Consider the following 13597-nt stretch of genomic DNA (forward strand, 5'->3'; position numbering starts at 1 on the left):
AGAACAATACGCGGAAACAAGGTTTTTTTCTACTGGTTTACAGGTAGTTTTTTTAATATTGCTGTATGATCCGCTTCCTTCATCTGCTGTGTTTCCTCGCCGGGCTGCCGGTATATGCAGCGGCGCAGGTGCCCCTGGACAAGCAAAAATACCTGGACAGTCTGCAGCATGTGTTGAGCCGGGCGGGCCCGGATAGCGTCAAAGCACGTGCGAGCTTTCTGCTTTCCGACTATTGGTCCTATACCGACAGCCTGAGGGCGAAGAAATACCTGGAACAAGGCAGGAAGTTAAGCGAAAAGTACCCCTACCTTCAGGCGCTGGCTTGGTTTTATGAGGCCGGTTATTATTTTGATCATGATGTGCCTTCCAGCGAAAGCGCTTACCGGAAGGCGGATTCTTTATTGAGCCGCTTTCCCATGAAAGAAGCGTACCATTTCAGGGCGAAAGCCTGGCGAAATTATGGGCTGCAGCAGCAATTGAAAGATGACAACAAGGCCTTCGCGGATATCCTGTTAACAAAAACCATCCCCCTGGCGCAGAAGGCCGGCGACACCACCTATATCGGTTCCTGTTACCAGGATGTGGGCCTGGTTTTTATGAACCTGGAGCAATATGCGAAGGCGGAAGCGTACTATGGAAAAGCCATTAGCCATCTGAAAACGGATCTTGCGAATAAGACGGCCCTGGCTCAGACCTATTTGCTGGGGGCGAAAAATTATATTTTCCTCGAAAAGTACCCGGAGGCTAAAACCATGCTGGATAATGCCCTGGATTTGCTGGAACCTTATCCCGGATCCGCGTTGTTCCTGGAATATTATACCGGTGAGGGCATGTATTATAGCCGCATTGCGGACTATCAGAAAGCGTTAAAGAGTTTTGACAAGGGCATAGCTTTGGCAAAGGAGCTGGATCAGGCGTATAGCCTGCAGGAATTAGCCTTTCAGAAATATAAAACCCTGACGGCCCAGGGAAAATATAAAAGCGCCGCAGCCATCCTGATGACTATTCTGGAACAGCGCGAAGTCATGTCCCGGACCGGGAACAGGAAAATGATCTACTCCGAACTCTCTCAAACCTATGCCCGCCTGGGAGATATGGCCCAGGCGCACCGCTGGCTGAAAAAATACAATGAACTAAGCGACAGCCTTCATGAAAGTAAGTTCAAAAGAGATATCAACGAGCTGGAAGCAAAATATCAAAACGCCGAAAACCAGAAGAAAATAGTCCTGCTTCAATCCGAAAAGGAGAAGGCGGTCCTTTCGGCAAGAAATAACCGCCTGGGAAACTGGCTGCTGGGATCTGCTTTCGTGTTTTCGCTGGCCGTGGCTGCTTTTGCGATCTTCTATTACCGGAACAGTAAAAAGCTCGCCGTACAGAAAGAAATCAATTACAGGCAGCAATTAAAGGAAATGGAGCAGCACCAGCAGCTGACATTCGCCAATGCCATGCTGGAAGGGGAAGAAAGAGAGCGCAAAAGAGTGGCAAAAGACCTGCATGACGGACTTGGGGGCCTCCTTGCTGGCGTAAAACTTAACCTTTCTTCCTGGGCGGCCCATAAAGCCATCCCGCAGCAGGATTCCCGGCTCGCTCATATTACCGGTCAGCTGGATAATTCCATAAAGGAACTCCGGCAAATTGCCCGCAACCTGATGCCTGAAGCCCTGCTCAAGTTCGGCCTGGAAGCAGCCTTGCGGGAGTTATGCGAATCGGTAATTACCGGCGATCTGCGGATCAATTTCGAAGCCTTCAATATTGAAAGATCCCTGCCTCTTACTTCACAGGTGACCATTTACCGGATTGTGCAGGAAGCGCTGGCCAACGCCCTCCGCCATGCCGAAGCCTCTGATATATTAGTGCAATGCAGCCAGAACAAGGGAAGATTCTACATTACGGTAGAAGATAACGGCAAAGGCATGAACGGCAGCGCCAACGGGCGGAAAACCGGGCTGGGCCTGGACAATATTAAAAACAGGGTAGCCTACCTTGACGGGAAGCTGGAGATCATTTCCGCAGCCAACGAAGGAACGGCCCTAAACATCGAATTAAATGTCACAGGATAAAAAAGTACAGCTGGCCGTCGTAGAAGACCATCCCATCGTTATCCAGGGATTAAAAACGCTGCTTGAAAGCATGGAAAACACGGAGCTTGCCGGTAGTTTTACCACGGGCGCCGGCTTTATGGATTTTTTGAAAAGGAAGGAAGTGCATATCGTTCTTCTTGACATTATCCTGCCCGATGTTAACGGCATAGACCTTTGCCTGGAAATCCGGAAAACATCCCCGGAAACCCGCATACTTGTACTAAGCAACCATGCCGAACGCAGTATTATCATGCAAACCCTTCAAAACGGCGCAAGCGGTTACCTGCTTAAAAATTCTCCGGAAGAAGAAATCATTTCCTGCATCTCTGACGCCATGAACGGGGAAATTGCGTTCAGCAGGGAAGTGAAGGAAATTATTGCCCGGCCTGGCCCTGCCACGTTCAGAGCCCGCCCGCAGCTTACAAAAAGAGAAAAGCAGATCCTGAAGCTGCTCGGCGAAGGGAAAACCAGCGCACAAATGGCGAAAGAACTTTTCCTGAGCCCGCTTACCGTGGAAACGCACCGGAGGAACCTGCTGCAGAAATTCGAAGTAAAAAATGTCGCCGGGCTTATTTCATCGGCCATTCAGCAACAGTTCCTTTAACGGGCGCTGCTACACTGCCGGCCCTACGGTGCTGAGTAACACGGATTTTTCTTTGCCGCGCAGTTTAATGGAACCAAGGGGCTTCACTGCCAGGTGTTCGCCTAAACGCACGGTGTCCAGCAGGCTGGCAGAGGCAATAAGTTCCACGTTAAATTCCTTGCACATATTTCGTATTCTTGCGGCCGTATTCAGGACGTCCCCGGAATAGGTGATGTCCCTTTTAATGATTCCCACCTCGCCGGCTACGACTTTTCCCGAATGGATGCCGGCTTTAAAAGCAGGAACCAGGCCATACCGGCGCAGGTATTTTTCCCGTTGCTCCTGAATATGAAGTTTCATATCAAAAAAGCACCGGACGCAATGCGAAGCTTCTACGCCTTCGCGGTATTTCCAGGAGATAATCACTTCATCGCCCGCATATTGGTAAATATGCCCTTCGTTATTCAGAATGGGATTGGTAATATCGGCAAAAAAGTCCTTGAGCAGGGCGTGGTAGGCTTTATCACCAAGGCGTTCGGCAATGCTGGTGGACGAATTGATATCCAGGAACATAAAGATCCTTTCCTCCTCTTTCGGCGTATTATATTTTCCCCGGATAATGTTCCAGAAGGTTCCGTACCCGAACTTTTTATTTACCTGCAGCAGCAGCTGCGTCCCGGCTACGATAAAAGACCAGACCAGGGCTGCCTTTAGAGGTGTGCTGTCGGTCAGGAAGCGGATCAGGGCTTGCTGTGATGCCGGGTCAAAGGCCGGTTTTCCCGTTTGCCCGGGCACCAGGAAAAGACCCATGATCACCGCAATAAAAGCGATGATAAAAAGGAAGGAGACGCTTACCGAAATAATCGTATAACCGTAGGGTTTATCCTGGTACTTTTCGTTGACAAAAAACACGAGCAGGCTTCCGCCCAATAACCCGCCTATAAGGCCGCCGCCCATGTTTCTGGCCACGGAAAGCAGGAAGGAATAATCTTCAGCAGGACCAAGGGAGTAGCTGCTGTGCAAAAGCAGGTGATCGTAGACCGATATAACAAAACCCAATAACAGCCAGCATCCGATAATTATCGCAAGTTGCTTCAGCTTGAGTTGTGTGGCCGTTTTCAAGGATATTTCATTCTATGCCCTTCTGGAAAAAGTCATGAAAAAATACCAGTTGATATTTTATTGCATTCCTCCAGTAGTCCCAGTTATGGCTGCCAGGCCTGCTTATGAAATCATGGGGAATATTCCGGTATTCCAGGTCCTTGTGCAGCTTCAGGTTAACATCGTAAAAGAAATCGTCCGTTCCGCAGTCGATAATAAGCGCCAGGCTGCCGGGCTTTAGCATGTGAAGCAGGTTCACCACAGTATTTTCATTCCAGCGTTCGGGGAACCGGGCATAATCCCCAAGGCGTTTGCTGAGTTCCCAGTTTTCAGGAAAGGGGCGGATATCTACTCCCCCGCTCATACTGCCGGCGGCGCCGAATACGTCCTGGTGACGGAAAGCCAGGTAAAGAGCGCCATGCCCTCCCATGCTCAGGCCGGTGACAGCCCTGCCTGCCGGACTTTCAATGGTGTTGTACTTCCCGTCTACCCATTTTATCAGCTCCCGGGAAACATAGGTTTCATAACGAAAACTTTCATCGGCCGGGCTGTCTAAATACCAGCTGCCGTAGCCGCCGTCAGGGCAGACAATCAGTATATTATATTGGTCGGCATAGTCCGTCAGCTTGCTGTCCCTCTTGACCCAATCCGCGTAATTCCCGCTGTAGCCATGCAGTAAATAAAGCACGGGGACTTCTTCCGTATCGTTATAGCTGTCCGGGGTAATGACTACCGCCTTGATGACCTTTTTCATCGAATTGCTGTAAGTTTCCACAGTATCTACACTTGCGGCCGTAACGGCGGTAGATAGCCAGGCTAGAAGGAATAGCTGTAAAAGGGCGCTTCTCATGAACTAAATATAGGAATATTTGAGGTTAATGGCTTTTCCAAAAAGGATCTCGCCTGGAAAAAGAGGGTACATAGGAGTGAAGAAAGGAGACTGGGAGGCTAAATTCAGAAGGGGGAATGTCTGCAATTTAATGCGGGAGAGTAGCTCATTTAGCCTTAAGTGACGCGCCGGGGGATTGCACCAGACGCGTCACCAGGCGTTATGAGAAGGATTAAGGATTAAATCCATTCGTGTCGACGGGCATCGGATCAAAGCCTTCACCTGCTCCTGCAGTATCTACGGGCTGTTCATCCTCTGTTGTATCTGCGGGAAAAAAGTCCTCAGTTGGGTAAGCACTTGTGTCCTCTGTAGGCTCGTCGCCGGGAAAGCCCATCGTGTCTGCGGGGACGGGATCGTCGATCGTGTCGCCCGGCAGCGTGTCTGTCAGTACCCCGCTAAAATTGACTTCCGGAGCAGCCCCGGGGGTAGTGGCGCTAAAAATCCCGAAAGCCGCGAAAAGGGCTATGGGAAATACCGAATAAAGAAATGGCTTTTTCATGACGTTAAATTTTGGTTAAACCATTAGAACGTGTCTACTGGTAATTATGCCAAAACCTTGCCATGGTGGGAACCAGGTAAATACCGGATTGCCATTGAAGTAAAGGTCTCCACCTGCGCTTTCTCCCATTCAGCATCCTTTTGCAATTCCTCCGCCATGAGCCTGGATACTTCAGGCGCCATATCAATAGCCGCCTTTGCATCCAGGAAAAGAACGCGGATGCGGCGGGCCAGGATATCTTCTACCGTCCGGGCCATTTCATGCCTTACTGCCCAGGTAACCTGCGCCTTGATATAAGGGAAGTTCGAATGCAGCTTTTCGGCAGTACCGGGCTTTTCGCGGCTTAACTTATGGATCAGGGCGGCATCGCTTCCGTATATGGATAGAGAAGCTTCCTCGTTCTCAGCGCCGGAAGCGGCCTGTTCACCGGGGGAAAGGTAGCCGTGGATTTTTAATGAGGTTGTCGTGCAGGGCGCTTTTTCTAAACTTGCTGTTTCTATGGCCTTATTAACGGTTTCTTCCGCCATCTGCCGGTAGGTGGTCCACTTGCCGCCGGTTATGGTGATCAGGCCCGTTCCGCTTACAATGAGTTTGTGGCTCCTGGATATTTCCTTGGTGCTGCCGGTATCCTTTTCAGGGGCCGCCAGAGGGCGCAAGCCTGCAAAAACGCTCAGCATATCTGCCCGGGAAGGTTTCCGTTCCAGGTAGTTGCCGGCGGTCTGCAGCACAAAATCAATCTCCTGCTCCAGCGCTTCCGGCTCCAGGCTGGCGGAAGTTAAGGGGGTGTCGGTAGTACCTACCAGGGTGAATTCATGCCAGGGCACGGCAAACAGCACGCGGCCGTCTTTGGTTTGAGGGATCATCAGGGCATCTTCACCCCGGAGGAAAGATTTATCCAGAACCACATGTATTCCCTGGCTCGGCCTTACCAGCGGGCGCGCGGAAGGGGTATCCAGCCGGAGTATCTGGTCAACAAAAACGCCGGTGGCATTTATTACGGCTTTCGCCTTGAAGTTATATTCTATGCCATCCTCTTCGTCCCGCGCCGTTACTCCCGAGAGTTTCCCCTGCTGGTTTTTCAAAAGGCCTGTTACCCGGAAGTAATTGAGCAGCACACCGCCTTCTTCCACACAGGTCTGGGCAAGGTTAATGGCCAGTCTGCTGTCGTCAAACTGCCCGTCAAAATATTTAATGCCTCCCTTCAGCCCAGCGGACCGGACTCCGGGCAAGGCCTGGCTTACGCCGGCGCCATTCATTCGCCGGGATGAACCAAAACTGCTTCTTCCCGACAACCAGTCATACAATTTAAGCCCGGTCAGGTACTTAAACTGGTCCCACCAGGTATAGCAAGGGATGATGAAAGCCTGTTTTTTTACCAGGTGAGGAGCGTTCCTGAGCAATACTCCCCTTTCATGAAGCGCTTCGCGAACGAGCTGTATATCTCCTTGTGCCAGGTATCTGACTCCGCCATGTACCAGTTTAGTGCTGCGGCTGGAAGTACCTTTGGCGAAGTCAGACTGTTCCAGCAGGAGCGTTGAAAATCCCCTGTTCGCTGCATCCAGCGCTACGCCCAGGCCGGTGGCCCCGCCTCCGATCACGATAACATCCCACTGGGGTATTTCCTTTGCTTTTTTTAGACAGCTATCTCTGCTGAATAGTGTTTTTTCGCTGGTTATCTCCATCGTATCAATGCGGTTAAGGTAAAACGAAACCGTACGCAAGTATACGTAATAAAAGAAAATAATAAAAAGTAAACGCAGGAATCCCTCCGAAGGATTTTTCCCAAATGGGCAGAATGTTTACATTTGAACATGATCAATATTACCGAAAGACACCAATTTATAATAAATAAGGTGCAAAAGGAAGGGTATGTTAATGTACTTGACCTGTGCAAGGCCCTGGATGTATCCTCCGTAACTATCCGCAAAGACCTCAAGCTCCTTGAAGACAAGAACCTGCTTTTCCGGACACATGGCGGCGCAACGGTAAATAATCCTTATATGACCGATCGGCCTGTAAATGAGAAGGAAAAACTCCAGTCAGCTGAAAAAATGCGCATTGGCGCTGCTGCGGCCAAACTAATACAGCCAAATGATTCCATTGTGATCGCTTCCGGCACCACCGTGCTTGCCCTGGCCAAAAGCCTGCAGCCCCGTGAAAGCCTTACCGTAATCACTTCCGCCCTCAATGTTGCCCTGGAACTGCTAAGGCATAAGGATATCGAGATCCTGCAGCTCGGCGGAGTGCTGCGAAAAAGCTCTTCTTCCGTAGTAGGACCTTATTCAGAACATATCCTGAACGATTTCTTTTGCAGTACTTTTTTCCTTGGTGTAGACGGAATTGACCTGGAATTCGGCCTTACTACCACCAATTCCATGGAAGCGCACCTGAACCGGCAAATGATTGCCAATTCCCAGAAGACCGTCGTCCTTGCCGATTCTACCAAATTCGGCAAAAGGGGTTTCGGGAAAATATGCGCCCTGGAAGAAATCGACCAGGTCATTACGGACACAGGTATCTCCGACCATACCGCCCGCGCCCTTGAAAGTATGGGTGTTAAAGTAACAATCGTGTAAAATTTTTTTGACCGAAGCAGCATTTTGTGCTGCAATCCCGCATATCTACCCCCGTATAATAAGACTGCCTTCCGGCGGTTAACGCCTCCTGTTTCTTTCTTTTAGCACTTCCCCTGCCGCGAAGCTACATGTGTGGCCTGCAAAGAGTTTTCCTTTTATTTCGATTTATTTTTTCTTTGCCGAAAAAATAGTAATTTCGAAATGAAAAGCTTTTGTGTGAAATCAATTTACCTTTTTAGGTGCTTTTGATATAATTCGTGAATGCACCATTAAATACACCTGGAACTAATAATTCAATAACGTTCAAGCAACGTTCTGTTTAATTGGTAACGCTTGTTTTGCGATTCAATAATCTACAAGATGATATAAAGAACAATAAAATGAAAGCAGATAAACTAAAAAAACAAACATTATGAGATCATTACTTGCTGCAGTACTTCCTATGCTGCTTTTTATCTCTGCCGGCTTGCAGGCGCAGGATATAACGGTAAAAGGGAAAGTGCTTTCCGCACATGATGAACTTCCGCTGCCGGGAGTGTCGGTGCAGGTAAAAGGAAGCGATGTGGGAACTTCAACCGACATTGACGGCAATTTCAGCCTTTCGGCGGCGCCGGGATCCGTACTCGTATTCACGTCCATCGGGTACTTATCCAGTGAGATAGCGGCGGATGCCCAGGGTACGATGACGGTTAAGCTTCAGCCTAACCTGGAGGAACTGGAATCAGTAGTGGTGGTAGGCTACGGTACGCAAAAAAAGGAAAATCTTACCGGGGCTGTAACGACCCTTGACCTGTCAACCAGGGAAAACGAGCCCCTGACCAATGTCAGCAATGCATTGCATGGCCTGCCCGGCCTGTTCGTGAACCTGGGCAACAGCATGCCGGGAGTTGACCGGGCCACGATACGGATCAGAGGCGTCGGAACGCTGAACAATAATAATCCCCTGGTGCTGGTGGACGGCATTGAATATTCTATGGATGAATTGAATCCGGCGGATATTGCTACGGTAACAGTGTTAAAAGACGCTTCTGCTGCCATTTACGGGTCCAGGGCCGCCAATGGCGTGATCCTGGTTACTACCAAGGAAGGTACGCAGCGGGCTCAGGTGACCTATAATAATTACTTTGGGCTGCAGCAGCCAACCACTCTTCCTGATGCTATCTGGGATCCCGCGGTATATATGGACCTTAAAAATCAGGCAGTACTTAATAGTGGCAAGTCCACACCAGAGTATTCGGAGGAACAGATGCAGGAATATATTAACGGGATGGCCACTGACCCTATTACTTATCCCAGCAGTAACTGGTTTGACATAGCCCTGGATAACGGATTTATACAGAAGCATGATATCAGCGCTTCAGGCGGAGGCGATAAATACCGTTACCGCGTTTCGCTAGGTTATCTTGACCGGGACGGAGTCATTATTGGCCCGAATAATAACGAGCGGAAATATTCCCTGGGGCTGAATACGACGGCCAGCCTGGGTGAACGCCTTGAAATAGGACTTACCCTAAACGGCTATTACCGCGATTATACACAGCCTTCCTACTCCAACGGCGATTACTGGCAGGCGCTGATGCGGTCCCTGCCAATTATGCCTGATCAACTGGAGGACGGACGGTACAGCTTCCCCTGGATCCGAACTACCGGACGGAATAACTGGGAGCATCCCCGAATGCTGGCATTGGAGGGGAATGATCATAAGATCGTTCAGCGTTTTCTTTCCACGATCTATGCAAACTACAGGCTGCCCTTTGATATTCAATACCAGGTGAAGCTGGGGGTAGACAAATACGACGGCTTCAGGGAGCGCTTTATTCCCCAAATGGCAAAGTTTCATCCGAAAACCGGCGCGAGGCAGAACTGGAATAATCCGGCTACGGCGCCCAGGTCCTACAATTACGATGATAACGACCTGAATCTCCACTTTTACAATACCTTGAGCTGGCAGCACCAGTTTGCGGGAAGCCATAACTTTTCGATCATGGCCGGGTCCGATTATCATAACTTCAGGCAAAAGACGTTTGACGCTCAGGTGACCGGCTACCTGGACGGCTCCCTTCCGGCACTTGGCGCCGGCAGCGAAAGATTGTCCATAGGGGGGTATTCCACAGAAGACGTGCTGATCTCTTACTTTGGAAGGCTTAATTACGACTATAATGAAAAATACCTCCTGGAAGCAACCTTCCGCTATGACGGTTCGTCCCGTTTTGCCCCGGGCAACCGCTGGGGCTTTTTCCCTTCCCTTTCTGCCGCATGGCGCATTGACAAGGAGGCCTTCTTTTCCTCTTCAGGGTTCGACCTGTTCAAGCTGAGGGCTTCCATCGCATCGCTCGGTAACCAGGCAGTTGATTTATACAGCTACGAACCAGGAGTGGAACTGGGGCAGAATTATAATTTCGGAGGAAAATTAGCGCCAGGCGCAGCTACGAACAGCTATACCGATCCCAGCATCCACTGGGAAACGACCACCACCTATAATATAGGCCTGGACGCGGCCTTGCTGGACAACCGGCTGAGCATTACGGCCGATGTTTACAATAAGCGAACCACCGATATTCTGCGTACGGTGAATCTTCCCAACCAGGTAGGGAACCTGACAGGCCCCAAACAAAATGTGGGAACGGTAGATAACCGGGGCATCGAACTGGTGCTGCAATACCGCAATAACATCGGCGATTTTAATTACGATGTACACGGAAACGTAAGTTATAATAAAAATAAGGTGATTGACCTGGACGGCCAGATCCTTTATGGGGATGGCACCAATCTTCCCACCATTACCCAGGAAGGGGACATCATGAACGCCTACTATATCCTGGATGCGATCGGGATCTTCCAGACGCCGGAAGAAGTGGAAGCTCATGCTTTCCAGGATAATAACACCCGTCCCGGTTATATCAAGTACCGGGATGTGAACGGGGACGACATTATCAACGGGGATGACCGGATCGTGGTGAACGCTTCTTCCATCATGCCCAAATATACCTTTGGGTTCGGGCTGAACCTTGGTTATAAGGGTTTTGCGCTCAGCGCCGATTTTCAGGGAATTGCCGGGATAAAAGTTTACCCGGTAGATAACCTGGCCATGCCGTTCAATAACGGCGCAGGCGCTACCTGGGAATGGGCCACCGATGCCTGGACGCCTGAGAACCGGGATGCCAGGCTTCCCATTGTTACAGAAAGTACCGGTGAAGAAGGCAACTACCGTTTCTCCGACTTCTGGGTGCGGGATGGTTCCTACCTGCGACTGAAAAGCCTGCAGCTTAGTTATGCCTTGCCTTCCTCCTGGCTTGACCAGATGAAGATCAAACGTCTGAGCGTGTTTGTGAACGCACAGAACTGGATCACTTTCTCCAAATACGATGATTTTGATCCCGAGGCAATCGTGAATGCCGCTTCCCTTTATCATTATCCCATGCTGAAAACATTCAGCGGGGGTATTAACGTCACTTTCTAAAAAAGAGATCATGTTACGGACAGATAAATCAATTGGAATGAAAAAGATCTTAATGGCAGGGACAGGCCTGGCCTTACTGCTTACTGCCTGCAACCCTGACCTGCTGGATACCGCCCCGGACAATAAATACGTGGAAAGCAGTTTCTGGCAAACAGAACAAGCGGCAAATGCCGCCCTGACCGGCTGTTACGGAATTTTGAGCTGGGACGGTGTGTACGGGAATGAAGCTACGCCTTTATGGGAGGAAACCGCAACTCCCAACGCCCACAATGATACTGATGCAAAAGGCTTCGCTTCCATTGCCATGGGGCTCCAGTCATCCAGCACCGGCGGAGTGATCACCAACCGCTGGGCACGCTGCTATGGTGGTATAGGCCGCTGCAATACCTTTCTTGCCCGTGTAGACGAGGTCGAGGGCCTGGATGAGGACCTGAAAGCTCGAATGAAGGCTGAGGCCAAATTCCTCCGGGGGCTCTATTATTTTATGCTGCAAACCTATTACGGCGATGTGCCGCTGATCCTTGATCCTCCCGATAAATCACAGTCCCTCCTTCCGCGGGACAGCCGGGAAAAAGTTATTGCCCAGGTGCTGAAGGACCTGGATGAAGCTGCGGCCGCCCTTCCCCTGGAGTATGGCAGCGCTGACCAGGGACGGGCTACCAAGGGTGCGGCAATGGCGCTTAAAGCGAGGGTCCTCTTGTATGAGGCCAGTCCTTTGTTCAATGAAGAAAACGATACGGAAAAATGGAAAGCGGCAGCGGATGCAGCCAAGGCAGTAATGGACATGGCGGGCGAGGCCGGTTATGGCTTGTTCCCGGATTACCGGAGCTTATTCCTGCCCGAAAATGAGAATAATGAGGAAGTGATCTTCGATGTACAGTACATTTATCCGGACGGCGGAAACTCCTTCGACCTTATCGGAAGGCAGTATAATACAAATGCGCCGCTGCAGGGGTTGGTGGATGCCTACTATATGAAAGACGGCCTTCCGGCGAACAAATCGCCCCTGACCCCTATCAGTGACAGGTATGAAAACCTGGACCCGCGCTTTTATGCAACGGTGGTATTTCCAGGGGATACTTTCATGGGCGAGGAGGTTGAAGGTGACCGGTTCGCGATTACCGGCTATGGCCTCGAAAAATATACGATATATACCGAAGCTCCTTCGCCCGATGATAAAAAGGATCTGAAGGGCGGACAGTCGGAAACCAATTACATGGTGCTTCGTTATGCGGATATCCTGCTGATGTATGCCGAAGCGATGAACGAATATTCAGGCCCGGGACCCCTGGTTTACGAAGCCGTAAACGCTGTTCGCGCACGCGCAGGAATGCCTCCGTTTCCAGCAGGCCTTTCCCAGGCGGAGATGAGGAATGAGATCCGGCATGAGCGCAGGATTGAATTTGCCGGCGAAGGGTACTATTATAATGATATCAGGAGGTGGAAAACAGCGGAAGTGGTAATGAACGGACCCGTTTATACCTGGGAGAATAAGGAAATCGAGGTGCGGATATTCGATCCTGCCCGCGATTACTGGTGGCCGATCCCGCAAACTGAACTGGATCTTAACCAGAACCTGACGCAGAATCCCGGCTATTAATAACGGATCCGGGATAATTAATGAATAGGGCGGGCTCAGGATCTATAAGGCCAGGTGGTTTTTGGAAAACCCGTTCAGTTATCCGCCAAAAGACCACATAAAGGTGTGCAACTAAGGCCGGCAGAAGGGGTATATCTGGCGGATTTCTTAACTTAGCAGGCGGATTGCAAAATCAAAGCCTGCTATTCTGTGAATTTTAGAAAGCTTACCGATAGTCATTTAACGGGCCTGTTCCGGGGTATTGGATCGGAGAAAGTGCCTGTTTCCGTGCAGGAGCGGGCATTTGAAGAGATCTATCGTCGCTACTGGCTCCAGCTTTTCCAGGTTGCCTGGCAGAAGACCGGTGAAAGGGAAGCGGCGGAAGAGCTGGTTCAGGAACTTTTCGTACGCTTGTGGGAAAGACGGCTGGAACTGGAGGTGACGTCTTCGTTGAAAAATTACCTGCATACGGCCATCCGCTACCGGATCATGAACTTTATTCGCGATCAGATGCTTTCCTCCAGGCATCTGATCGCGATAAAAAATAGTTTTTCAGCGCCGGCTGAAAATATGATCGAACAGGATCTCCGCTTGCGGGAACTTGATACCAGCCTCAAGGCGTCTATTAAAAAGCTGCCCCTCAAGTCCAGGACCATTTTTGAGTTGAGCCGGGGCCGGCATTTTTCCAATAAACAGATTGCGGGTCAGCTTAAAATTTCCGAAAAGACCGTGGAGTATCATCTGACCAAATCACTGAAGCTGCTCCGGGTTTACCTCAAAGATTTTGTAACGGTACTCCTGATAATACTGATGGGGCTGTAACCCCCAC

General features: G+C 50.2%; 10 protein-coding genes. 6 read left to right on the plus strand and 4 right to left on the minus strand.

The window, feature by feature from the left end; translation table 11 throughout:
- The first annotated feature begins 65 nt into the window (after positions 1–65).
- Positions 66–2060, plus strand: a complete 1995-nt coding sequence (locus FRZ59_RS04050; protein ID WP_132128042.1) for a tetratricopeptide repeat-containing sensor histidine kinase — start codon at positions 66–68, stop codon at positions 2058–2060.
- Positions 2047–2685, plus strand: coding sequence for a response regulator (locus FRZ59_RS04055; RefSeq protein WP_132128043.1), 639 nt, complete (start codon positions 2047–2049; stop codon positions 2683–2685). Before FRZ59_RS04050 ends, FRZ59_RS04055 begins: the two co-directional genes overlap by 14 nt.
- Positions 2686–2694: 9 nt before the next feature.
- Here the strand turns inward: FRZ59_RS04055 and FRZ59_RS04060 are convergent, their stop codons facing one another.
- From FRZ59_RS04060 to FRZ59_RS04075, 4 genes are all read right to left on the minus strand, one after another.
- Positions 2695–3786 carry an adenylate/guanylate cyclase domain-containing protein gene (locus FRZ59_RS04060; protein ID WP_132128044.1) on the minus strand — a complete coding sequence of 364 codons (1092 nt, stop codon included), beginning with the start codon at positions 3784–3786 and terminating at the stop codon, positions 2695–2697.
- A 7-nt stretch (positions 3787–3793) separates the two neighbouring features.
- Complete coding sequence (locus FRZ59_RS04065; protein WP_132128045.1) at positions 3794–4615, minus strand: alpha/beta hydrolase; 822 nt, start codon at positions 4613–4615, stop codon at positions 3794–3796.
- A gap of 211 nt (positions 4616–4826) precedes the next feature.
- Entirely contained in the window at positions 4827–5153 is a 327-nt protein-coding gene (locus FRZ59_RS04070) for a hypothetical protein (RefSeq protein ID WP_132128046.1), read from the minus strand.
- Positions 5154–5197: 44 nt separating this feature from the next.
- Positions 5198–6835, minus strand: a complete 1638-nt coding sequence (locus tag FRZ59_RS04075) for a glycerol-3-phosphate dehydrogenase/oxidase (RefSeq protein ID WP_132128047.1) — start codon at positions 6833–6835, stop codon at positions 5198–5200.
- Between the two features lie 129 nt (positions 6836–6964).
- Between FRZ59_RS04075 and FRZ59_RS04080 the strand changes: the two genes are divergently transcribed.
- The 4 genes from FRZ59_RS04080 to FRZ59_RS04095 all read left to right on the plus strand — a co-directional run bounded on the left by FRZ59_RS04080 (position 6965) and on the right by FRZ59_RS04095 (position 13590).
- Positions 6965–7729, plus strand: coding sequence for a DeoR/GlpR family DNA-binding transcription regulator (locus tag FRZ59_RS04080; protein ID WP_132128048.1), 765 nt, complete (start codon positions 6965–6967; stop codon positions 7727–7729).
- 412 nt (positions 7730–8141) lie between these two features.
- Positions 8142–11189 (plus strand): SusC/RagA family TonB-linked outer membrane protein, encoded by a 3048-nt coding sequence (locus tag FRZ59_RS04085; protein ID WP_132128049.1) that lies wholly within the window; start codon positions 8142–8144, stop codon positions 11187–11189.
- 37 nt (positions 11190–11226) lie between these two features.
- Complete coding sequence (locus FRZ59_RS04090; RefSeq protein ID WP_132128050.1) at positions 11227–12789, plus strand: RagB/SusD family nutrient uptake outer membrane protein; 1563 nt, start codon at positions 11227–11229, stop codon at positions 12787–12789.
- Between the two features lie 189 nt (positions 12790–12978).
- Positions 12979–13590, plus strand: coding sequence for an RNA polymerase sigma-70 factor (locus FRZ59_RS04095; protein WP_158640523.1), 612 nt, complete (start codon positions 12979–12981; stop codon positions 13588–13590).
- The last annotated feature ends 7 nt before the right edge of the window (positions 13591–13597 follow it).

Source organism: Anseongella ginsenosidimutans, from assembly GCF_008033235.1.
Lineage (GTDB): Bacteria > Bacteroidota > Bacteroidia > Sphingobacteriales > Sphingobacteriaceae > Anseongella > Anseongella ginsenosidimutans.